This window comes from Lacticaseibacillus jixiensis, assembly GCF_042847315.1.
Taxonomy (GTDB): domain Bacteria; phylum Bacillota; class Bacilli; order Lactobacillales; family Lactobacillaceae; genus Lacticaseibacillus; species Lacticaseibacillus jixiensis.
The window spans coordinates 69,018-90,846 of record NZ_BAAFPR010000011.1 but is presented as its reverse complement, the minus strand read 5'-3'; the positions used below and the strand labels follow the sequence as shown (position 1 = coordinate 90,846).

Annotated in this window: 18 protein-coding genes and 1 other annotated feature; of the genes, 2 read left to right on the top strand and 16 right to left on the bottom strand. The window is 52.9% G+C overall.

What is annotated here, in order from left to right; all coding sequences use genetic code 11:
* Positions 1-234 precede the first annotated feature (234 nt).
* Positions 235-489, top strand: coding sequence for a 30S ribosomal protein S20 (gene rpsT, locus ACGG90_RS08845; protein WP_390408457.1), 255 nt, complete (start codon positions 235-237; stop codon positions 487-489).
* Between the two features lie 77 nt (positions 490-566).
* Here rpsT and holA read toward each other — a convergent pair whose 3' ends face one another.
* The 9 genes from holA to ACGG90_RS08800 form a co-directional block, all read right to left on the bottom strand.
* Entirely contained in the window at positions 567-1,598 is a 1,032-nt protein-coding gene (holA, locus tag ACGG90_RS08840) for a DNA polymerase III subunit delta (RefSeq protein ID WP_390408455.1), read from the bottom strand.
* Positions 1,585-3,702 carry a ComEC/Rec2 family competence protein gene (locus ACGG90_RS08835; RefSeq protein ID WP_390408452.1) on the bottom strand — a complete coding sequence of 706 codons (2,118 nt, stop codon included), beginning with the start codon at positions 3,700-3,702 and terminating at the stop codon, positions 1,585-1,587. The genes holA and ACGG90_RS08835 overlap by 14 nt, the downstream gene beginning before the upstream one ends.
* 50 nt (positions 3,703-3,752) lie before the next feature.
* On the bottom strand, positions 3,753-4,379 hold the full coding sequence (locus ACGG90_RS08830; RefSeq protein WP_390408449.1) for a helix-hairpin-helix domain-containing protein: 627 nt from the start codon (positions 4,377-4,379) through the stop codon (positions 3,753-3,755).
* 462 nt (positions 4,380-4,841) lie between these two features.
* The gene (locus tag ACGG90_RS08825) at positions 4,842-5,897 is read right to left on the bottom strand and encodes a SepM family pheromone-processing serine protease (RefSeq protein ID WP_390408447.1); all 1,056 of its coding nucleotides are present in this window, start codon (positions 5,895-5,897) and stop codon (positions 4,842-4,844) included.
* Between the two features lie 4 nt (positions 5,898-5,901).
* Complete coding sequence (gene coaD, locus ACGG90_RS08820) at positions 5,902-6,387, bottom strand: pantetheine-phosphate adenylyltransferase (protein ID WP_390408444.1); 486 nt, start codon at positions 6,385-6,387, stop codon at positions 5,902-5,904.
* A complete protein-coding gene (gene rsmD / locus ACGG90_RS08815; RefSeq protein WP_390408441.1) occupies positions 6,384-6,938 on the bottom strand; it encodes a 16S rRNA (guanine(966)-N(2))-methyltransferase RsmD in 555 nt (184 codons plus the stop codon). The genes coaD and rsmD overlap by 4 nt, the downstream gene beginning before the upstream one ends.
* Positions 6,919-7,230: a YlbG family protein gene (locus ACGG90_RS08810; RefSeq protein WP_390408438.1), complete on the bottom strand. Its 312-nt coding sequence runs from the start codon at positions 7,228-7,230 to the stop codon at positions 6,919-6,921. The genes rsmD and ACGG90_RS08810 overlap by 20 nt, the downstream gene beginning before the upstream one ends.
* A gap of 8 nt (positions 7,231-7,238) precedes the next feature.
* A complete protein-coding gene (locus ACGG90_RS08805) occupies positions 7,239-10,691 on the bottom strand; it encodes a pyruvate carboxylase (RefSeq protein ID WP_390408436.1) in 3,453 nt (1,150 codons plus the stop codon).
* Entirely contained in the window at positions 10,684-11,874 is a 1,191-nt protein-coding gene (locus ACGG90_RS08800; protein WP_390408434.1) for an FtsW/RodA/SpoVE family cell cycle protein, read from the bottom strand. The genes ACGG90_RS08805 and ACGG90_RS08800 overlap by 8 nt, the downstream gene beginning before the upstream one ends.
* 283 nt (positions 11,875-12,157) lie before the next feature.
* Positions 12,158-12,406: a binding site (T-box leader), on the top strand.
* 113 nt (positions 12,407-12,519) lie between these two features.
* On the opposite strand from ACGG90_RS08800, the gene ACGG90_RS08795 reads away from it, so the two are divergent.
* On the top strand, positions 12,520-13,806 hold the full coding sequence (locus tag ACGG90_RS08795) for an O-acetylhomoserine aminocarboxypropyltransferase/cysteine synthase family protein (protein WP_390408431.1): 1,287 nt from the start codon (positions 12,520-12,522) through the stop codon (positions 13,804-13,806).
* Between the two features lie 523 nt (positions 13,807-14,329).
* Here the strand turns inward: ACGG90_RS08795 and ACGG90_RS08790 are convergent.
* The 7 genes from ACGG90_RS08790 to ACGG90_RS08760 all read right to left on the bottom strand — a co-directional run bounded on the left by ACGG90_RS08790 (position 14,330) and on the right by ACGG90_RS08760 (position 21,824).
* Positions 14,330-14,503, bottom strand: coding sequence for a hypothetical protein (locus tag ACGG90_RS08790; protein WP_390408428.1), 174 nt, complete (start codon positions 14,501-14,503; stop codon positions 14,330-14,332).
* Positions 14,504-14,637: 134 nt separating this feature from the next.
* Complete coding sequence (gene typA / locus ACGG90_RS08785; RefSeq protein ID WP_390408425.1) at positions 14,638-16,479, bottom strand: translational GTPase TypA; 1,842 nt, start codon at positions 16,477-16,479, stop codon at positions 14,638-14,640.
* Between the two features lie 177 nt (positions 16,480-16,656).
* Positions 16,657-17,433 (bottom strand): inositol monophosphatase family protein, encoded by a 777-nt coding sequence (locus ACGG90_RS08780; protein WP_390408423.1) that lies wholly within the window; start codon positions 17,431-17,433, stop codon positions 16,657-16,659.
* A complete protein-coding gene (locus ACGG90_RS08775; protein WP_390408420.1) occupies positions 17,430-17,711 on the bottom strand; it encodes a UPF0223 family protein in 282 nt (93 codons plus the stop codon). Before ACGG90_RS08775 ends, ACGG90_RS08780 begins: the two co-directional genes overlap by 4 nt.
* Positions 17,708-18,592, bottom strand: a complete 885-nt coding sequence (locus ACGG90_RS08770) for a lactate dehydrogenase (protein ID WP_390408418.1) — start codon at positions 18,590-18,592, stop codon at positions 17,708-17,710. Before ACGG90_RS08770 ends, ACGG90_RS08775 begins: the two co-directional genes overlap by 4 nt.
* A gap of 179 nt (positions 18,593-18,771) precedes the next feature.
* Positions 18,772-20,175 (bottom strand): dihydrolipoyl dehydrogenase, encoded by a 1,404-nt coding sequence (gene lpdA, locus ACGG90_RS08765; RefSeq protein ID WP_390408415.1) that lies wholly within the window; start codon positions 20,173-20,175, stop codon positions 18,772-18,774.
* 2 nt (positions 20,176-20,177) lie between these two features.
* Positions 20,178-21,824: a dihydrolipoyllysine-residue acetyltransferase gene (locus ACGG90_RS08760; RefSeq protein WP_390408413.1), complete on the bottom strand. Its 1,647-nt coding sequence runs from the start codon at positions 21,822-21,824 to the stop codon at positions 20,178-20,180.
* Positions 21,825-21,829: the final 5 nt, after the last annotated feature.

Genomic DNA, 21,829 nt, shown 5'->3' with positions numbered 1-21,829 from the left:
GAGACTGAGAATTGCGCGGTGAACCGCAAAGCTAAGTGACAGGTTCACAGGTACTTGTCCACTTTACCAGATACCCCCCAGAGATTGCAAGCATAATGCACCAACACCCGCAAACAGCTATCAAGGAATTTTCCTTTACGGTTTTTATTGCAATGCGCTTCTGGCTTGGGTATAATGTTTGCTGTTGAAGCAAAACCTAGTAGTATCAACTAATAACATTCGGAGGTGAACCTCATGCCACAAATCAAATCTGCTATCAAGCGTGTGAAGACTCAAGAAGCTTCTCGCCAACGCAACGCAGCGCAATCCAGCGCCTTGCGTAGCACGGTCAAGAAGTTTAAGACTGCCCAAGCTGCCGGTGCTGATAACGCTGCTGACTTATTCAAGGAAGCAACCCGCGCTATCGACAAGGCTAACAGCAAAGGCTTGATCTCTAAGAACAAGTCTGGCCGCGACAAGAGCCGTCTTTCTGCATTACTGAACAAGTAATTGCACATACGCCAAGCCTGCTTGGCGTTTTTGTTTACCCAAAAACTGCCGTCAACGTTTGGTTGACGGCAGTTTTTTTATGGCGCGATCGGCGTGCCTGCAGCATATTGCAACACAAACAATTCAAAAGCCAATTCTTTATCCACGCGTCCGGTTTTCATCGCGGCTTCAGTGGCAACCAAGCCGATATAAGCATTGCGCAAAGCCGCCGGATCCAAATGACCGCTTGAGCGCCACGCCAGCTTCACCCGATAAGGATGCACTTTCAACGTTGACGCCACACTGCCTTGACTATAACCTTGCTTGGCCAAGATCTGCACTTGCAACAGCAAGCGAAACTGCGACAACAACAGCGAATTCAAGCGGATCGGCTCTTCTTTTTGCAGCAACAAGTCGCGATAAATCGACAACGCTTCTGTGACGTTCTTCGCCAACACCGCCGCCACCAAGTCAAATACGCGATCACTCAGCTGCTTGGGCACCAGCGCCGCCACTGCATCGGCGTCTAAGACTGCGCCATTAGCCGCATATAAAGCCAGCTTCGGCAGTTGCGCCATCATCACCGAATAATCGGCGTTAGCCCGTTGCGCCAGCGCATCGATGCCATCGGCAGTGACGGTGAGTTTGCGCTGTTTAAGCGCATTAAGCACCGCTTGTTTGGCACTGCGTTCATCCAACGGCGCCACATCCACGATCAAAGCGTTCTGCTTCAAGGCTTTGGTCAAGCGCTTGCGTTCATCGAGTTTCTCATAAGGCGCCACCAACACCATGATCGTCGAGTCCACTGGTGCTTTGAAATACGCTGTCAGCGCATCTAGGTCGTGTTCGACTTTGCCGTTGGCTTTCTCGCCGGTGAGAAAATACGGATCTTGGATCACCACCAAACGATGATCGCCAAAAAACGGCGGCGAGGCAGCATCATCTAAAGCCACTGCCACAGGGGTTTGGCGCATATCATACACAGCATAATTCATGGTGGCTTGATCAGTTGGGATCAAGGCGCGCACTGCTGCTAGGGCCTCTTGGCGCAAAGCCGCTTCTGTCCCTAATATCAACACCAACGGCGGGAATTCGCTGGTTAATTTGTGACGAAATTCATTGACTCGCATGCATCTTATCCTTTAGAAATTCTGTGATCTGACCATGCTCCACGGTCAGTTGGCCGCTGTTGGCCGTAACATAAGTCGGCACCTGGGCTTTGGCCAGCGTCGTTAACGTTGCAAGATGCGGATGCCCATAGCGATTATTCACGCCAGCTGAGATCAAGGCGGCTTTAAGCTGCCACTGGGCGATCAACTCCGGACTAGTGGCGGTATTGGAACCGTGATGGGCGACTTTCAAATAATCCACAGCCAAATGTTTTGGGATCAGTTCATTGCGTTCAACACTGGCATCGGCATCCCCGGTGAACAGCCACCGGTCTTCTCCAATTCTACCATACAGCACCAGCGAGTCGGCGTTTTTCTCTGTGGCAGTCATCGCACTTGGCGCCACCACAGTGAATTGCAAGCTGCCGGCGCGCACCACTGCCCCAGCCAAGGCTTGTTGATGGCGGCTCACTTGGCCATGAACTGTAGCTTGGATCAGCGGGTGATTAGCAGCCAATGGGGTGCTCACCACCGTATTGACCGGCAGCGCCTTGGTCACAACAGCGGCATCGCCGACATGATCGGCATCGGCATGGGTCAAAACCAACGTATCCAACTTGGCATAACCGCGCGCATGCAAATAATTGACGATCACCCGCAGCGCCGGGGGGTTGCGCGAAGTGCCAAACAGCCGCCCGCCGGTATCGATCAACATCACCCCTTGTTTGAATGGCGCTTCAACCAAAATCGCATCACCTTGGCCCACATCAAACATCACCACCCGCGCTTGGGGATGCCAATTGGCCAGTGCATAAGCCCCGATGAGCCACATGAAAGCATAACGCAAGCGCTGATGCGCCAGGGCAGCTAAAACCACCACCACCCCCAATGCGGCCAGCCAAGGCGTCACAGCGCCAAAAATCACCAAGCCAGGCAGCTTTGCCAGTTGGCCAAGTCCGTATTCACCAAGCGTCAATAATTGCTCACACCAGTTAGTCAAAGGCGTTTGCGGCATCAACACCACCACTGCCAACAAGGGCATGATCACCACTTCAAACACCGGCATCAATAGCCAATTAAACCACCCGCTCAGCAGGTGAAATTGGAACGTATGCGCCAATACCACCGGCGTGCCGGTTGCCACCATGCGCCAGGCAATTTGCCAATTTGGCATGGCTGGCACCACCAGCAACACCCCGCACAACAAATAAGTCAGCTGCCCGCCAAAAGTCGTCAACACCAACGGTCGATACCAAACATTACCCATCAACACCAAGGCAAACACATCAAACCCCGTTAAGTCCAGCTTCAAGCGTGCATTCAAGCTCATCCCCACGCGCATCCACACTGCTCGCAAGATCCCCGCCCCTGGTGGGATCAAAATCAATAACGCTGGCAATAACCCGATCACGCCCCAATCAACGGCTTCTTTTGGCACCCGCAAGCGATCCGTTAACCAATACAGCAGCCCGATCAGCGCAAACAAATGCAGTCCCGACACCGAAAATAAGTGAAAAATCCCCAGATTCACAAAAGTCGCCCGCAAATCGTCAAAATCCGCATCCACTTGCCCCAACAGCAGCCCTTTGGCATAGCGGCTGGTCAAAGGCGGCAGCCGCTCAAGCCGCTGCATGAGTTTGGCGCGCAAACTATCAAGCCACTGGCTCAAGGTGGCCGGTGCCACTGCTTGCCATTGCAGCTTTTGCGTCGGGATTTGATACGCTTGGTGATTCTGCGCCCAAGCATAATCGGCATAATCAAACTCATATTCATTGCGCGCCCCAGGCAAGCGCGCTGGGGTCTTGGACCAAGTCACGATTGCAGGCGTCGTCAAACTCGCCAAAGCCTGCGCAACATCCGGTGTCACATTGGCGCTGCCAGAAACGCGCACGCCATTTGCAGCAGTGCCCACATACCGCACAAAAGTGGCTTGAATCGTCCAATCAGTGGGCATCACCAACACTGCCCCTTGCGGCAGCGGCGGCTTGACGCGCTGCTTTGCTTCATGCCACCCCACCAGCGCCCCGAGGCTGATCGCCACCAACAACCCGCCGCGCACCAAGTTGCGCCCGATCCAGCCCACATAAATCAGTACCGGCAAAGCCGCCCACCAATACCCCACCATCAGCATGACCCCAGCGCAAAAACCTGCCGCGATCAGCCACCACCGCCCGCTCATGGGCCAACCGTGATGGCATCTTGCAGCGCTTCATAAGTTTTGTCACCGATGCCGGAAACATTCTTCAAATCTTCGATCGCCGCAAAATTGCCGTTGGCTTCTCGATACGCAATAATATCTGCCGCTTTCTTCGGTCCAATTCCAGAAAGGGTTTGTAACTCAGTTTCCGTCGCAGTGTTAATGTTCACCAACGCAGCATCATTAGTTGCCCCCATTGCCCCAGGTGCGCTTGGCGGCGCAGTTTGAGCCGCTGGTGCTGCGCCTTTTTCAGGGATCCACAAGCTTGCTTGATCCGTGGCGATCAACGCCAAATTCACCGCTGAAACATCCGCATCAGCCGTCAACCCGCCAGCTAAGCGCACCACTTCATCCCAGCGGGTGGTCCCATCCACCGGATAAAGCCCCGGTTTTACCACAGCCCCTTTAATATGCACGAAGCCCGCTTGCGGTTTACTGCTGCTGGCGGCACTGCCGCTGCTGCTGGTGACCACAAAGCTGCTGGATTCAGCGATCGGCGCCAGAGTTTGCACTTGGCGGCTTTGCCACCAGAAGAATCCGCCAGCGCCTAATGCGACAACAACGATCAACCAATATTCTTGCAACAAGGTCTTGATCCGTGACATAACGGCGCCTCCTAGTTTGAATAGAATGTGTCTATTTAGTTCATTCGCACCAAAAGCAGTCATTTCTGCCAATGCATGACGCATCAAGCTTGTCGAATCACACGTCATGCCATCAGCCCGTGCAAATACTCAATACCTTCACCAATTGTCGAACATTCGCTCTGGTTTTCGACACAAAAAAGTACTTTGCAAGTAACGCAAAGTACCCATCGGCTTACTGTCAATTTCGTGGCAATAACGCGGCTTGAACCCGATGTTCATTTTCAATGAAGAGCCACAACGTTCGTGCTGTTCATCACACCATACCCGGTTCCAATGACGAAGGACAGGCGAAGCGCCGGCTTGCGGCCCCCGTGCACCTGGGCTTCACCTGTCCGGCCTTGCCCTAACACGCACTGCAAAAAAAGCAGGATGCTGCTTGGACAAAATTCGCCCAAACATCATCCTGCCTTATAGCCACCGCTAAAAGCGGGCGGCTCCGCTTTGGTTTTGCAGATAATCCAGCGCATCTTGCAAAGTCTGCACCGGCACGATCTTCATCTTCGTCCCGATCGCCTTGGCGGTGCGCTTGGCCACAGTGTAATTATTCTCATACGTCGGATCCAGCTTCAACAACGCCTTGGTCGCCGGCGTATTCGGGGCAAAGAACACCTTGGCCCCGGATTTGGCACAAATATACACTTTCTTATCGATCCCGCCGATTTGACCCACTTTGCCATCAGCATCAATGGTGCCGGTACCGGCAATTTTCTGGCCGTGGCGCAAATTAGCGCCAGTGATCTGCGTGTACGTTTGCACCGCAAACATCAGCCCAGCACTTGGTCCGCCGATATCACCAGCGTCGATGGTGACTTTTGGCTTCCTGGTGGTGGTGGTGTTTTCAGTCAACGTGATGCCAATGCCGGCTTTCTTGTTGCCAGGCAGGCGCATCAGCTTGCCGCGCGCCGTTTTGGTGGCGCCAGCATGCTGATAGGTCAAAGTCACTGTGCTGTTAACTTGCCGCTTTTGAATGGCATTGATGAACTCATCGGCAGTTTGATAAGCGACGCCATCAACTTTGGTAATGGTATCGCCTAGTGCCAACTTGTTCTTAAACGGCGAAGTTTTTAACACCGACATCACATAAATGCCGCGGTGTTTGATCGTATACGGCTGCTTAGCGGCTTTAAACGCCGCCGCTACCGCATTATCGGCGGCAGATTTGATGTAGTAATGCTGTAATTGGTCATATTCGGCGCTGGAGTCTTTGCCCATCAAGTCTTGTTGTGACACGATATCAGCATATGGCTGCAGCTTGCCCCATAACAACACCAACGGACTGGCCGGGCCCACGACGCCAACCGTCGTCAGCATATAGCTGCCTTTGGCGCGATCTTTGGTCCCTGCCACTTGCACATAAGGCTTCAACGACTCGGCAGACCCTGGCACTTCGACATACCACTTGGTCGGCCACAAGGCTAAAGCGGCGATGATCACCACCACCAAGCCTGCAATCAGCCACCGGCGCTTCTTATGCATCAACTCATCCTCCCAGTTTGGCCTGCAAAGCCTTGGCGACATTTGGCGGCAGCAAGTGTGACACATCCCCGCCAAATTGCGCGACTTCTTTGATCAGACTCGATGACAAGAACGAATAGCGCTTGTCTGCCAGCAACAACACGGTTTCAATGTCTGGATCCAGCTCATGATTCATCGCCGCGATGTCGCGTTCATAGTTGTAATCAGCGGAATTGCGCAAGCCGCGGATCAGAAACTGTGCGCCGATCTTGTGGGCATACGCCACCGTCAATTCACTCGGTTGCGCAACAACGGAAACATTGGGATATGCAGCCACCGCGGTTTTGATCAAGGCGAGTTTCTCGTCTGCAGTGAACAACGCGTGTTTGTTGGTGTTGGTCATCGCGGCGATCACCACTTGATCAAACAACTTCGCCGCACGGCTGACCGTGTCCAAATGGCCATTGGTAAAAGGATCAAAACTCCCCGGAAAAATCGCGATGCGGCTCATGCCTTCACCGCCTTTTGTAAGATCAGCACTTGCGCCACACCATAAGTTTGATGGCGCAAAATCTCAAAGCCGGCGATTTGTTCTGGATAAGTGACATCCAAGCCGGTTTCAAGCATCACGACGCCGTTCTCTGCCAGCAGGTCCAACTCAAGAAACGCCGCCAATTGCTTTAGCACTTCTTGTTTGGCATAAGGCGGATCGGCCATGATCAAATCATAATGCGCCCCGGCAAGCTCAGCTATTGCCTTGGCCACTGGCGCTTTCATCACGGTAAAGCGTTCTGGTGCATGAGTTTTGTCGATGTTTTCGCGAATGGTTTTGATCGCAGCAAATTGTCGATCGACCAATGTGGCATGGTCCATCCCGCGGCTGACCGCTTCGATGCCTAACGCCCCGGTGCCGGCATACAGATCCAGCGCTTGGCCGCCTTCAAAGAAGGGCCCCAACATGTTGAACATCGATTCTTTGACCTTATCTGCAGTCGGCCGCGTTTGATTGCCAGGCACGGCATTCAAGCGCAAGCCGCGAAATTCACCTGTGATCACGCGCATTGTGCCCTCCTTGCTGGCGAACTTCCTCAATGAGGCGGTTCATCGCCGTATCTGCGTCTGGTCCATATTCTTCTGCCAATTCAGGCCGCTTGGAAAACGCCACTGACTTGACGAAGCGCAACTTCTCCACTTCGGCTTTGACAGCGTCGGCTTTGTCGGCATCCAAATATAAATAAGCATACTTCATGCGCTTTGAGACATACATCACCGTGCCGAAGTGGCGCAAGGCGCGGATCTGTCTGAGGGAATACACCCACACGACCATGCCGATTCTCGGCGTGATGTTCAACATTGTTTCACCTACTTGTCTTGGGCAACGGGTTTGAGTGTTGCCAATAATTCTTGAGATTGCACCAAATCGCCGGCTTCCACATACAAATGCGTCAGCTTGCCGGTAAATGGTGCATGCACCGTCGTTTCCATCTTCATGGCTTCAATGACAAATAAGTCATCCCCAGCTTGCACAGTTTGGTTGTTCTTCACCGCAATGGAAACGATCCGGCCACCCATTGGCGCGCCGATTTGGTTCTTGTTGGTCGGTTCGGCCAATTGATGGGCCGCTGTGCTGTGTTGGCTCTTAGCGTCGCGGATCTGCGTTTCTTGCTTCTGGCCGTTAATGGTGAAGTACAAGGTACGGATCCCAGAAGCATCCGGTTCACCGATCGCATCCAAGCGCATGATGTACATGATCCCGTTGCGGACGGCGATGTGGACAGTTTCGCCGACACGCATGCCTTGGAAGAACGTCGGTGAATCCAGCGTCGTCACTGGCCCAAACTTCTCATGATCGGCCCGGTATTTGCTAAAGACCTCAGGATACAAGATGGCCGACAGTACATCTTCATCAGTTGGCTTGCTTAAGCCGCTTTGGATCAAGTCTTGACGTACCGCGGCAAAATCAGCCGGCTTCGCCAAGCTGCCAGGCCGCACCGTCAAGGCACTTTGGCCTTTGAGGACTTTGGCTTGCAAGTCTTTAGGGAAGCCGCCGACAGGCTGACCTAAGTCGCCTTTGAAGAAGCTGATCACCGACTCTGGGAAGTCGATGGTTTCGCCATGATCCAAGACGTCTTTGGTGGTGAGCTTGTTTTGCAGCAAGAACAAGGCCATATCGCCGACCACTTTGGAACTTGGGGTCACTTTCACCAAGTCGCCAAATAAGTCATTGACGTCAGCGTACATTTTCTTAACCGCGGTGAAATCATTAATGCCCATGCTCTTGGCTTGTTGCTGCAAGTTAGAGTATTGACCACCTGGCATTTGCACGGTGTAAATGTCAGTCAATGGACCAGACACCCCGTTTGAGAAGTCAGCGTAATACGGGCGAATGCTTTGGAAGTATGAATCCAGCTTCTCGGCGTTTTGAATGTTTAACTCCGGCTGCCGGGCATTATCTGACAACGCGTAATATAACGATTCCATCGACGGCTGGCTGGTGGTCCCAGAAAAGGCTGACTGGGCCACATCCACGATATCCACGCCGGCATTGACGGCTTGCACATAAGTGGCCACGCCGTTACCGGTGGTGTCATGGGTGTGCAAATGAATCGGCAAATCAACGGCGTCTTTTAACGCTGAAATCAGTTCATACGCAGCTTGCGGCTTCAATAAGCCAGCCATGTCTTTGATCGCCAAGATATCAGCCCCGGCGTTTTGCAGCTGCTTGGCCAAATCAACGTAATAAGCCAAGTTGTACTTAGGATGGGCCGTGCCTAGGATATCGCCGGTATAACACATCGTGCCTTCTGCCAGTTTGCCGGTTTCTTTGACCGCATCAATGGAGTGGGTCAATTGCGGCACCCAGTTCAACGAATCAAAAATGCGGAACACATCGATGCCGTCTTTGGCCGCCGTTTGAATAAATTGACGGATCACGTTATCCGGATAATTCTGGTAACCCACCGCATTGGAACCGCGGAACAGCATTTGCAACAAGGTGTTTGGCATCGCCTTGCGCAAGACCTTCAAACGCTGCCATGGGTCTTCTTTCAAGAAGCGATAAGCCACATCAAATGTTGCCCCGCCCCACATTTCCATGGAGAACAGATTCGGCAAACCATTGGCCATATCTGGGGCCACGCGCAACATGTCGCGCGTGCGCATACGCGTCGCAAATAAGCTTTGATGCGCATCCCGAAACGTCGTGTCAGTCAATAAGACCTGCTTATGGTCTTTGATCCAATCCGTGACGGCTTTAGGCCCTCGGTCATGCAACAATTGCGGCAAGCCGCCGGTAGCGGCTGGCCAGTGCAGCGGTCCGCTTGGGAACTGCTGGCGATAATGCCAGTCTGGGTAGTATTTCTGATCGTGGCGATCGACACCTGGGAAGCCGTTAACGGTGATTTCGCCGACATAATTCATCAACTCGCCGCTGCGGCTGCGTACTGGCCGCAAATTGAACAATTCTGGTGTTGTGTCAATAAAGGTCGTTTCTGCCGCACCGGCTTGAAACGTCGGATGATCCAACACATTCTGCAAGAATGGCATGTTGGTTTTGACGCCAGTGATGCGATATTCCCGCAAGGCGCGCTGCATCTTGCGAACCGCCCCGCCAAAAGTTGCCGAGTGCACGGAAGTCTTAACCAATAATGAATCAAAATACGGCGAAACCACAGCCCCGGCATAAGCATTGCCGACATCCAACCGCACCCCTAAGCCGCCTGGTGAGCGGTAAGTGGAAATCGTGCCAGTATCAGGCATGAAGTTATTGGCTGGGTCTTCAGTGGTGATCCGGCATTGAATGGCCGCACCGCGGAAGGTGATGTCTGCTTGCTTGGGGAAGTGCAGATCTTTATAAAGATCTGCCCCGTCGGCAATGCGTAATTGCGACTGCACGATATCGGCATCGGTGATCAATTCGGTGATGGTATGTTCCACCTGCACGCGCGGGTTGACTTCGATGAAGTAGAAGTGATCGCCTTCCACCAAGAACTCAACGGTGCCGGCATTTTCATAGTGCAAGGAACTCATCAACGCCACCGCCGCGTCACAGATCTGGCGCCGCAAAGCGATCGGCAAGCCAATGGCCGGCGCGATTTCGATAACTTTCTGGTTGCGGCGCTGCACTGAGCAATCCCGCTCGAACAAGTGGATCAAATGACCGTGTTCATCGCCTAAGACTTGGACTTCAATGTGCTTGGCTGACTTGATGTACTTCTCAACATACATCCGGTCATCGCCGAAGCTGGATTGCGCTTCATTAACGGCATTCTGATAGACTTGGCGCAGCTCTTCTTCAGAATGGACGATACGCATCCCTTTGCCGCCGCCACCACTGGCGGCTTTAAGCATCACCGGAAAGCCGTGCTGCTTGGTGAAATCCAAGATTTCATCAAAGTCGCGCGTCGGCTCTGGGGTACCTGGGATAATGGTCAAGCCGGCTTTAACGGCAGCTTGCTTGGCGGCGACTTTATCGCCGAAAATATCCAACAATTCCGAGCGCGGGCCGACGAAAGTCAACCCGGCGGCGCGGACTTTACGGGCGAATTCAGCATTCTCAGATAACAAGCCATACCCTGGATGGATCGCATCAGCGCCTGAAGCCTTGGCGATGCGGATGATATCATCCATGTCTAAGTACGCAGCGATCGGCGCTTTGCCGGCCCCCACTTGATATGCTTCTTGCGCCTTGAAGCGGTGGATCGCCAATTCATCTTCTTTGGCGAAGATGCCGACTGTCTTCAAGCCGAGTTCTTCTGCCGCACGGAAAATGCGAATAGCGATTTCCCCGCGGTTTGCGACTAACACTTTATGCATGCTTTACGCCCACTTTCTTTTCTTTTCTGCGCTTTTGGATCGCGCTGATATGTAACATGATCCCGATGGCGGCTGATAAGACGAACATACTCGAGCCGCCGTAGCTGATGAACGGCAAAGTGACGCCGGTGACCGGCAACAAGCCCACCACCGCGCCGACGTTGAACGTGGTCTGGATCAACATCATCGTCGCTACGCCGTATGCGATCAGCGCACAATAGGTATCCTTAGCCCGGATCCCGATCAAATAAAACCGTAAGATCAAAAAGAAGATCAGCCCGACGATCACCACCGCCCCTACCACGCCGAGTTCTTCGGCGATCACCGACAAGATGAAATCGGTGTAAGGTTCCGGCAAATAGCCAAGCTTCTGTGTTGAATTGCCAAGTCCCACCCCAAACCAGCCGCCATGGGCGATGGCCACTAAGGAGTTAACGACTTGATTCCCTTCCAGCTTGCGCATGGCAAAAGGATGGATCGCCGCTAACAAGCGCTTGACCTGATATGACGAGCGCAACCAGCTTGGCAGCTTGAAGTGGATCAACACATAATACAACGCCGCGATAAACGCTGACAAGCCAGCCACCGCCGTTGCCCCGTAACGCAGCGCAATGCCGCTGGCGGCGATCATCACCAAGGTGACACCGGAAATGATCACGGCACCACCAGTATCTGGTTGAAACAACACCAATGCGATACAGATCCCAACCAGAAATATCGGCGCACGCAGCTGCTTAAGCGAAAACCCAGGCTCAAGCATCGCTTGTTGGCGGCTGGAGAACATATGCGCCAAGTACAAGATCACCGTCAGTTTGGCGATTTCAGTGGGTTGGATATTGATCGGCCCCACTTGGATCCAAGCGGTGGCCCCATTAACCGCAGCAGACGGCCGCAAGTGGCTTAACAAGAACAAATACACCAGCAAGCCGAAGGTGACGATCCACAAGAACAGCTGCCAACGCGGCCGAGTAAAGATGTGAAGCTTGAAGTAATAGAAGAAGGCCACGATACACACGCCGATCACCGCAAACATCGCTTGTTTGATCAAGATCGTCGTTTCGGCTTGACCATATTGAGTCTTGATCCAATAAGCACTGGCGGAATAACACATTACCACCCCAATGCCGATCAATATCAGGTAAGGGACTAATATGTAATAGTCCAAATAACGCAATTTCTTCAAATCAGAATCGCCCTTTCACGGCAAAGTTGGTTTAATTATATCACATCCTTCTGTCGGCACAGCCCATGTGTGCATCATGCCACATCCTCATCATTTTACCATTATTCATCATGATCGGGGTGACAGGTGTACAAAATTGCTGAACACCTCACCTGCGCCAAGAAAATTATTGCGTTAAATCGCTGATATCACAAGGTTTGTCGTCACCATCCAGCGAGTGGGAAAAACTTTTTTTGAAAAAGGGCTTGCTTTTTGATGAGTGAGCGATTAGAGTTGGTATCAACAAATGGCAATGACAAGATAAGTAATTCGAACAGCGTGCCCAGAGAGCCGACAGTTGGTGCAAGTCGGTCACAGGAAGCGAATGAAAATGGTCTTCGAGCCAGTGATCCGACAAGCAATTTCGTGAGTCGCGTCCGGGAGCGCCCGTTAAAGCGCTAGGGTATCTGCGCAGTGCACGCACGTACCTGATGAGTGAGCGTCAGCGATGACGTTTGAAATCCGGGTGGTAACACGACTAGTCGTCCCGGGACCTGCAATTTGCGGGTCCCGGGATTTTTTTGTTCCCGCGGCATCGGCCAATGCCGCCTGACCCTCACTCCAATATTTCGCACAAAACTAACAATTCATACAGAGGTGCTCATCATGACTGAAAACAACTATCGCTTTGAAACCTTACAACTGCACGCCGGCCAAGAACAACCAGATCCTGCTACTGGCGCTCGGGTGACCCCAATTTATCAAACTGCCGCCTTCGTCTTCAAAGATGCCAAACAAGCCGCCGACCGCTTCGCCTTGCGCGATGCCGGCAATATCTACGGCCGTTTGACCAACTCCACCAACGCCGCTTTGGAAGCCCGCGCAGCAGCCCTTGAAGGCGGCACAGCCGCAATTTCCTTGGCCAGCGGCGCTGCGGCTGTGACCGCTGCGGTGCTTAACGTGACCGGCGCCGGTGATCATATTGTTTCAGCCTCCACGATTTATGGCGGCACCTTCGAATTATTCTCTGAAACTTTCAAGAAGTTAGGCATCGACACCACCTTCGTTGACCCAGACGATCCGCAGAACTTTGAAGACGCGATCCAAGACAACACCAAAGTCGTTTTCTTCGAATCCTTAGGCAACCCGGCAATCAACATTGTCGACTTTGAAAAAGTTGCCGAAATCGCCCATAAGCACGGCATCATCGTGATCGTTGACTCTACTTTCGCCACCCCATATCTGGTTCGCCCATTGGAACATGGCGTAGACGTCGTGGTTCACTCTGCTACTAAGTTCATCGGCGGCCATGGCGCCACTTTAGGCGGCTTAGTCATTGAGAATGGCAAGTTCGACTACGAAGCCAGCGGCCGCTACCCTGGTTTCACCACCCCAGTTGCTTCTTACAACGGGATCGTCTGGAAAGACCTGGGCGATGCAGCCTTCACCACCAAGATCCGTGCTGAACACCTGCGGGATACCGGTGCGACCTTGTCACCACAATCCGCTTGGTACTTATTACAAGGCTTTGAAACCTTGAGCCTGCGGGTGGAACGCCACGTAGAAAACGCCCGCAAAGTCGTGAAGTTCTTAGAGGATAACCCCAAGGTCGCTTGGGTATCCTACCCAGAAGCTAAGGGCTCCAAGTATGCGGATCTGGCCAAGCGCTACTTCCCTAAAGGCTCAGGCTCGATCTTCACTTTCGGCTTGAAAGCCGGTCGCGAAGGCGCCATCACCTTGATCAACCACATCAAGATCTTCTCCTTGCTGGCTAACGTCGGCGATGCCAAGTCCTTGATCATCCACCCAGCTTCCACCACTCACGCCCAACTCAACGACGAACAGCTCAAAACTGCTGGTATCACCCCTGATTTGATCCGTGTTTCCATCGGGATCGAAAACATCGATGATATCTTAGACGACCTCAAGCAAGCCTTGACCTACGTCGACTAGTTTCACCTGCCTTTCAAAATTGTATGTGTGTGAAAACCCGCTTTGCCAATTGCGCCGGCAAAGCGGGTTTTTGTGTGGTGGCATACAGTCGTCGTGGGTTGCGCGTCTGCTGTGCTGCCGATCATGCGTGCCGGCGTGTCAATGTCTTCGACTCGTTGCCCTCGCTAAATCCCGTCCGTTGCCACTAGAGTTATGAATCGACAGTTGAAACCTGAACAAATTCTAACCACGAGCTGTTGCTTTGATAGTTGGGCTGGCGTATCGCATCGCCAGGCAGCTCCCGTCACCATTGATTTTCTCATGCCAGAAGCACGTAAATCATTTCAATTAGCATTGCTGTTAGTGTCCCGTATCCTGAATCAAATAAGGGAGGCCAGGTGTCGCGTAGGCGCGCGGGGCAAGCGACGGTCAGGCCGTGAAACGATCAGCATGCAAAGACAAGTGGGTTGTGCTTGTCTTTGCATGCTGATCGCGGCAAGCATTTAGACGCGCAGGTGAGCGCAGCGAGCGCACGGCTAAATGCTTAGGCGTAAAACACGCGCCCTTCAGCGTGGTTGAAGCCGGCCGCACCGCCTGCGCCGTCGCTTGCCCCGCGCGCCGAAGCGGCGCCTGGCCGGGCCAGTTCGATCAAGTCCCCGCTTGATACGCTGTGGTCTTCGTCGAGCTGCGCAAAGCAACGGGCTTGCGTGTAAGTCATGACGCCGCTTGGGCAAAGTACGCCCAAACGTCATCCTGTCTTACACTCCGCCCTAAGTGCGCTTTGCTCCGCTCTGGGGTACAAAAAAAGGCACCACTATCATCAGATAGTGATGCCCTTTTCAAGAAGCAAGCTTAGTTAGTAGCTTTCTTCTTCTTTTTGTCAGCCTTTTGGCGTTCGTTAGTGCTTAAGATCTTCTTGCGTAAACGAACCGACTGCGGCGTTACTTCACAAAGCTCGTCTTCGTTCAAGAATTCGATGGATTCTTCCAAAGAAAGCTTCTTAGGGGTCTTGATCGCTGCAGCGTGGTCTTTACCAGACGCACGGGTGTTGGTCAAGTTCTTACCCTTAGTAGCGTTAACGGCGATGTCCATGTCGCGGGAGTTGGCGCCGACGATCATGCCTTCGTAAACTTCAGTGCCGGCATCAATGAACAATTGGCCACGGTCTTCGATGGATTGCAGCGAATAAGTCGTTGCTTGCCCAGCGTTGATCGAAACCAGTGCCCCAGTCGTGCGGCCAGGTTCCCAGTTACGAACCACTGGCATGTACTTCTCGAAGGTGTGGTTCATGATCCCATAACCACCAGTAGAAGACAAGAATTCAGTGGAGTAGCCGATCAAGCCACGGGAAGGTGCAAGGAAAGTCAGGCGGGTTTGACCGTTGCCTTCGTTTTCCATGTTTTGCATTTCGCCTTTGCGTTGGGCCATGGCGTCAATGATCGTCCCAGTGTATTGTTCAGGCGTGTCGATTTGCACTTCTTCAAAAGGTTCGCACAACTTACCATCGATTTCGCGATAGATAACTTCTGGACGGCCTAATTGTAATTCGAAGCCGGCACGACGCATTTCTTCGACTAAGATGCCTAAATGCAATTCGCCACGGCCGGAAACCATCCAAGCGCCAGCCTGGTCAGTATCTTCGACACGCAAGGACACATCAGTTTGCAACTTAGCGCGCAGGTAGTCTTCAAGCTTGCGGGCAGTGACTTTGTCGCCTTCACGGCCGGCAAAAGGACTGTCGTTTTGCATGAACATCATCTGCAATGTCGGCGGGTCGATCCGCAAAATCGGCAAAGCTTCTGGATGTGCGGCGTCAGCAACAGTTTCGCCGACGTAGATGTCATCCATCCCAGACACAGCGATTAAGTCGCCGGCCTTAGCCGTTTGGACTTCGATCCGCTTCAAACCGAAGAACCCGAAGATCTTCGTGACGCGGAAGTTCTTGGAAGAACCGTCCAGCTTCAGCACTGCCACGTTGTCGCCAACGGAGATGGTGCCGCGGAACACACGGCCGATCCCGATACGACCCACATAATCATTGTAGTCAAGCATGGAAACTTGGAACTGCAATGGTTCGTCGGTGTTATCGATTGGGGCTGGGATGGTCTTGACGATGGTGTCAAACAATGGCTTCATCGTGTGTTCTTGATCGGCAGGATCGTCGGAATAAGAACTCGTCCCATTGATGGCACTAGCATAGACAATCGGGAATTCCAATTGGCTTTCATCAGCGCCTAAATCAATGAACAATTCCAATACTTCGTCGACCACTTCGGCCGGACGTGCACCGGGACGGTCGATCTTGTTGATCACGACGATCGGGGTGAGGTGTTGTTCCAACGCCTTCTTCAACACGAACCGGGTTTGCGGCATGGTGCCTTCGAATGCATCCACGACCAACAGCACGCCGTCGACCATCTTCATGATTCGTTCAACTTCCCCACCGAAATCCGCATGTCCTGGGGTATCCACGATGTTGATGGTGGTGTCGCCGTATTTAACGGCAGTGTTTTTGGACAAGATGGTGATCCCACGTTCCTTTTCGATCGCGTTGGTGTCCATCGCGCGGTCTTGAAGGTTAATGTGTTCATCCAAGGTGTCTGATTGCTTCAGCATTTCGTTGACTAACGTGGTCTTACCATGGTCAACGTGGGCAATAATCGCAATGTTCCGAATATCGTCGCGAGTCTTCAAGTGTTCTACTTCCTTTCAAAATGGTGCCTTATATGCAAGTAAACGCCTTAACCGGATTTTCAGGTGCGGCTAAGGCGCCGGATCTAGTTCAAAAAAAATCGTGCCTCTCCGACACAGTATCCAAGATGGAATTATAACACAACCAATCGATACTGTCTTGATTTTCAGAAAATAATTCTACGGGTTCATCAGGGCCATGATTTGTGCATGCGCTTTAGGCATCGCCGCAACCACCACGCCTGGCTCTAACAAAGCGATCGCTTGGCCATCAGGGCGCGTGACTTGCAGGCCAAAGCTGGCTCCAATCGCCATGCCGGCGGCCACATCCCAAGGCTGCAAATATGAAATATAGCCCACTTGCTGACCTAAAGCCACCGCCTTAAACTCGATGCCGGCACTGCCTAACAAGCGCGCCCCTGATGAATGCTCAGCCACAGCCGCCAGATGCAACCGATCATGGATCAGCATCGGCCCGTTAACGCCTAACAACCCGTCTTCAAGCGCCAAGTCTTGCGGGTGCGCCAGCAATTGGTCATTCATGCGCAGCGGCCAATTTGGCCCGCCTGCCACCAATTCGTTGCGCCACACGTCTAAAATCGCCCCATACACTGCCGCGCCGTCTAGATAAACCCCGATCATCACAGCAAAGTTGGCGTGCTGCTTCACGAAGTTCATAGTGCCGTCAATGGGATCGATGATAAATACCAACCCGGCCAATTGCGCCACCCGCTCTTGGTGGCCTTCTTCACCTTCGATATGCGCTTGCGGATATGCCGCTTTGATCTGTGCGGTTAAGAAGCGCTGATTGGCAGCATCCACATTTGTCACCAAATCATTAGGGCCGGATTTGGTCGCCACATCCAGCGGCTGGGCCATCGCGGCTAAGATCTGTTGGCGACTGGCCGCCAGCCAAGCGGTGACTTGTAAGTGGAGCTTTTGAACATCTAACGTCATGATAAGTGCAGTCGGATCTTTTGCCGGCTGCCCTCTCTGGCGGCTTTGATGACTTGATACAATGAATAGCCGCTGGCTTCTTCAAATTCTCTGCCGAGTTGTTTCTCAGTGGCTTTATCTGGCACCACGTCTTTGAACCCGCGATAAGCGGCCAACAAGTTGTCACGATCGACCCCATGTTCATACGCGTCTTCAACCAGCTGATACATGGTGGTGACTTTGATCATGTCATCTGTGGACCAGTCCATATCTAATGGATATTGATAATTTGGTTTCACTCAGTTTCTCCCCCATTCTCGATTGCGGCAATGCGCTGGGCCAGTGCGGCTTGTTCTGCTTGCCAAGCGGTTTGTTCAGCGTCTGAGCCAATCAGATTCACTGACTCGCTGGCACCGTCAGCATTGACCAACACTGGCGCAGCACACACGCCGGATTCTTGAAACGTATTTAACGCCAAGATCTGCGCTTCGCCGGCGAACGCAGTGAGCACTTGGACCACTAACGGCGGCCACAAAATGGCGGCGTCGGCTTGGCCGAAGGCATTCACGGCGGCGTCGGCTTGTTGCAATAGCGGATGTGCTTGGCCGTCGGTAGTTTGCAATAAACTCAACAGCGGCGTGGCGGCCACATAAGCGCGGCTCCACATCAACACTGGCGCGCTGGCATCCCCGACGACATAAGCCGTCACTTCAGCACGCGGTACCGCCAAACTAGCGGCCACGGCATTTTCAAACACCGCCGTAGCACCCATGGTCCCCAGCCCCACTACCTGCGGCTTAGGCAGCCCAGAGAAGCGCTGGGCAAAATACGTCATCAGTGCATTGTCGTGTGTGGCTACTAACAGTTTACCACCAAAGCCGGCAGCCATGGCAGTTCCTAACACTTTCCGCAATTGCGCAAGCATTTGGGCTTGCCAATCTGGCGCATCAATTGCGCCATAATCGGTGATCACCAACACATCGGCAGTTTCAAAGGTCTTCGCTGTCGCTTTCTGGTAGTCGTTGAGATTCAAAGCACTTAACACCGCAAAGCTTTGCGCACCGATTGCCTCAGGATCTAGCGCGGATAATGCCACATTCAACACCAATTGGCTTTGCAGCAGTGTTGCCACCACCGACTGCGTCAGTTGGCTTTGCCCACACACCACGATTTTTTGCATAACTTGCCTCCCAAGCTTACTTGGTTAAATTGTAGCAAATTAACTCACAAAATTAAAAGGCGGCATGGTTACGCTATCATGACAATCCATCGACAATGACGCAATTGGCAACTTGGCAGGGTCGGCCAGCGCAACAAAAAGCCACGCGAATTCTCGCGTGGCTTTGCCGCATTGCTGCACTAGATGCTGACTGGGAACCCTTCGGCTAATTCAGCGGCATCTTTAACCGCTTCGCCTAACGTTGGATGCGGATGGATGGTTAAGGAAACATCTTCAACATTCAACCCGGATTCAACTGCCAAGCTTAACTCAGAAATCAAATCTGACGCACCAGGACCGGCGATTTGCGCGCCGATGATGGTCCCGTCGGCGTTGGTAACCAAGCGGACGAACCCTTCGACTTGGTTCAAGGAAATCGCGCGCCCGTTTGCGGCAAATGGGAACTTCGTCGCTTTGGCGTCGATTCCTTTGGCCTTGGCTTCAGCTTGCGTCATGCCCACTGTGGCCAATTCAGGGTCAGTGAAGCAAACCGCAGGCATCGCCTTGTAATCCACGGCTGCAGGCTTGCCGGCAATCGCTTGGGCGGCTACGATGCCTTCATAGCTGGCTTTGTGGGCCAATGCGGCACCGGCAACGATATCACCAATGGCATAAATGTTTGGGACGTTGGTGCGGCCTTGGTTATCCACTTTGATCAAGCCGCGATCCGTGGTTTCGATGCCCACAATATCCAAGCCTAAGTCACTGGTGTTAGGCCGCCGACCAACGGTGACCATCACGTAGTCAGCATCGATGGTTTTGTCTGCGCCATTGGCAGCATAGGTCACCTTGACGCCATCAGCGGATTCAACCGCTTCTTTGGCCATGGCACCGGTGATCACATCCACACCGCGCTTTTTGAAGGAGTTCAACACCAGCTTGACCATGTCTTTTTCAAAGTTAGGCAAGATGCTGTCAGTCCCTTCAAGGATCGTGACATGCGCGCCTAAGTTTGCATAAGCGCTGGCCAATTCAGAGCCGACATAGCCGCCGCCGATGACGACAAATTCTTTGGGCACTTCAGGCAAAGACAAACCACCGGTAGAATCGACGATGCGCTTGCCGAACTTGAAGCCTTTGATCTCAATGGGATGTGAGCCGGTGGCAATGATCAAGTTGTGGAAAGTGTAAGTCTGCGCGGAGTCCTTTTGCATAACGCGCAAGGAATGGTCGTCTTTGAGGAAGGCAGTGCCCCAAACCACATCGATCTTGTGCTTCTTGAATAACATCTCGACGCCGCCAGTCAAGCGTTCAACCACTTGATGCTGCTTCCAGTCTTGCGTTTTCTGCCAATTCAAGGTCGCGCCTTTAGTTTCGACCCCGAAAGCCGAGCCGTCTTTGGCTTCTTGCAAGGCATGGCCGGCATTGATCAAGGCCTTAGAAGGGATACAGCCAACGTTCAAGCACACCCCGCCGATGAACGTGTTTTCAATGACGGTGACCTTCTGGCCTTCTTCTGCCGCACGGATGGCAGCGACATAGCCGCCAGGGCCGGCACCGATGACAACGGTGTCTAAATCAATTGCAAAATCACCAACAACCATGCTTATCCCTCCATCAACAGCAGATCAGGATCTGCCAAAAGCGTCTTCAATTCGTTCAATGCGCGTTGGGCCATTGCGCCATCGATCAAACGATGATCGTAGCTTAATGACAGCTTCAACATGTTGCCAACGACAATTTCGCCATCATCATTGACATATGGTTCCTTGGCGATCTTGCCAACCCCTAGAATTGCCACTTCAGGTTGGTTGATAACTGGCGTAAACCAGCCGCCGCCAATGGAGCCAACGTTGGAAATCGTCATCGAGCCGCCAGACATTTCCTTAGGCTTCAACTTGCTGTCGTAAGCTTTTTGCGCATTCTCAGAAATTTCTTTGGCAATAGTAAAGACAGACTTGGCATCGGCGTTCTTGATCACTGGCACATACAGGCCATGATCAGTATCCGTAGCGATCCCTACGTTGAAGTAATGCTTGTAGACGATTTCGTCGGTGCTGGAATCAATGGACGCATTGATTGCCGGGAAGTCGCGCAATACCGTGACCAAAGCCTTCACGATGTAAGGCAGGAAGGTCAACTTGATGCCGCGATCTGCTGCATATTGCTTGTAATGCTTGCGGTGTGCCATCAAAGCCGAAACTTCGACTTCATCAAAGCTGGTGACATGCGGACTGGTTTGCTTGGAAGTCAACATTGCCTTGGCAATCGCCTTGCGCGTTGGCGTCATCTTCTCGCGCGTTTCTAAGGCTGCCGTATCAGCATCTGGCACATAAGGCTTAACCGGAGCCGGAGCCGGGGCTGCGGCTTGCGGTGCTGCTTGGGTCGCTGCTGGCGCTGCTGGTTGAGCAGCAGAAGCTGAAGCTGGTGCTTGTTGAGCGGCACCATTTCTGAACGCATCAACATCTTCTTTAGTGATGCGGCCATGCTTGCCAGTGCCTGGCACTTGAGAAATATCAACGCCGGCATTGCGAGCGTATTGGCGCACAGAAGGCATCGCTAAGATTTCGCGGTTAGGATCAGCAATTGCCGGAACGTTGCCAGCAGCTGCTGTTGGCTGTGCTGCTGCCGATTGCGCAGCAGGTGCGGCGGCAGGGGCCGGTGCAGCGCTTGGCGCATCATTGTGGCCAGGCGCATCCATTTCGACCATGACATCCCCGACACTGGCCACTTCCCCTTCTGGGATCAAGACCTTTAAGATCTTGCCGGAAACTGGCGAAGGGATCTCTTCAACCGACTTATCGCTTTGCACTTCGACTAAGGTGTCGTCTTCTTTGATTTCATCGCCTGGGGCCACATGCCACTTGACGATTTCACCTTCGGCTAAGCCTTCACCAAGTTCAGGCATCTTAAATTGATAAACCCCGCCTGCTGGGGCAGCGGCAGCTGCTGCTGGTTCGGCAGCCGCAGCCGGTGCGGCTGCCGGCGCGGCTGCCGGCGCGGCGTTATCGCCAGAGCCGTCATCGATCGATACCAAGCTTTGACCGACGCTGGCCACTTCGCCTTCTTGCACCATGATCTTCAAGATCTTGCCAGAAACTGGTGATGGGATCTCTTCAACTGATTTATCATTTTGCACCTCAAGCAAGGTGTCGTCTTCTTTGATCGTGTCGCCAACTGCGACATGCCACTTGACGATTTCACCTTCTGCAATACCTTCCCCGATATCAGGGAGTTTAAATTCGTAAGCCATACTGG

Excerpts from the sequence above, each read along its gene's own strand:
- rpsT (WP_390408457.1), top strand. The coding sequence starts at position 235 with ATGCCACAAATCAAATCTGCTATCAAGCGTGTGAAGACTCAAGAAGCT.
- holA (WP_390408455.1), bottom strand. The coding sequence starts at position 1,598 with ATGCGAGTCAATGAATTTCGTCACAAATTAACCAGCGAATTCCCGCCG.
- ACGG90_RS08835 (WP_390408452.1), bottom strand. The coding sequence starts at position 3,702 with ATGGTGGGGTATTGGTGGGCGGCTTTGCCGGTACTGATTTATGTGGGC.
- ACGG90_RS08830 (WP_390408449.1), bottom strand. The coding sequence starts at position 4,379 with ATGTCACGGATCAAGACCTTGTTGCAAGAATATTGGTTGATCGTTGTT.
- ACGG90_RS08825 (WP_390408447.1), bottom strand. The coding sequence starts at position 5,897 with ATGCATAAGAAGCGCCGGTGGCTGATTGCAGGCTTGGTGGTGGTGATC.
- coaD (WP_390408444.1), bottom strand. The coding sequence starts at position 6,387 with ATGAGCCGCATCGCGATTTTTCCGGGGAGTTTTGATCCTTTTACCAAT.
- rsmD (WP_390408441.1), bottom strand. The coding sequence starts at position 6,938 with ATGCGCGTGATCACAGGTGAATTTCGCGGCTTGCGCTTGAATGCCGTG.
- ACGG90_RS08810 (WP_390408438.1), bottom strand. The coding sequence starts at position 7,230 with ATGTTGAACATCACGCCGAGAATCGGCATGGTCGTGTGGGTGTATTCC.
- ACGG90_RS08805 (WP_390408436.1), bottom strand. The coding sequence starts at position 10,691 with ATGCATAAAGTGTTAGTCGCAAACCGCGGGGAAATCGCTATTCGCATT.
- ACGG90_RS08795 (WP_390408431.1), top strand. The coding sequence starts at position 12,520 with ATGACTGAAAACAACTATCGCTTTGAAACCTTACAACTGCACGCCGGC.
- ACGG90_RS08790 (WP_390408428.1), bottom strand. The coding sequence starts at position 14,503 with ATGACTTACACGCAAGCCCGTTGCTTTGCGCAGCTCGACGAAGACCAC.
- ACGG90_RS08780 (WP_390408423.1), bottom strand. The coding sequence starts at position 17,433 with ATGACGTTAGATGTTCAAAAGCTCCACTTACAAGTCACCGCTTGGCTG.
- ACGG90_RS08770 (WP_390408418.1), bottom strand. The coding sequence starts at position 18,592 with ATGCAAAAAATCGTGGTGTGTGGGCAAAGCCAACTGACGCAGTCGGTG.
- lpdA (WP_390408415.1), bottom strand. The coding sequence starts at position 20,175 with ATGGTTGTTGGTGATTTTGCAATTGATTTAGACACCGTTGTCATCGGT.
- ACGG90_RS08760 (WP_390408413.1), bottom strand. The coding sequence starts at position 21,824 with ATGGCTTACGAATTTAAACTCCCTGATATCGGGGAAGGTATTGCAGAA.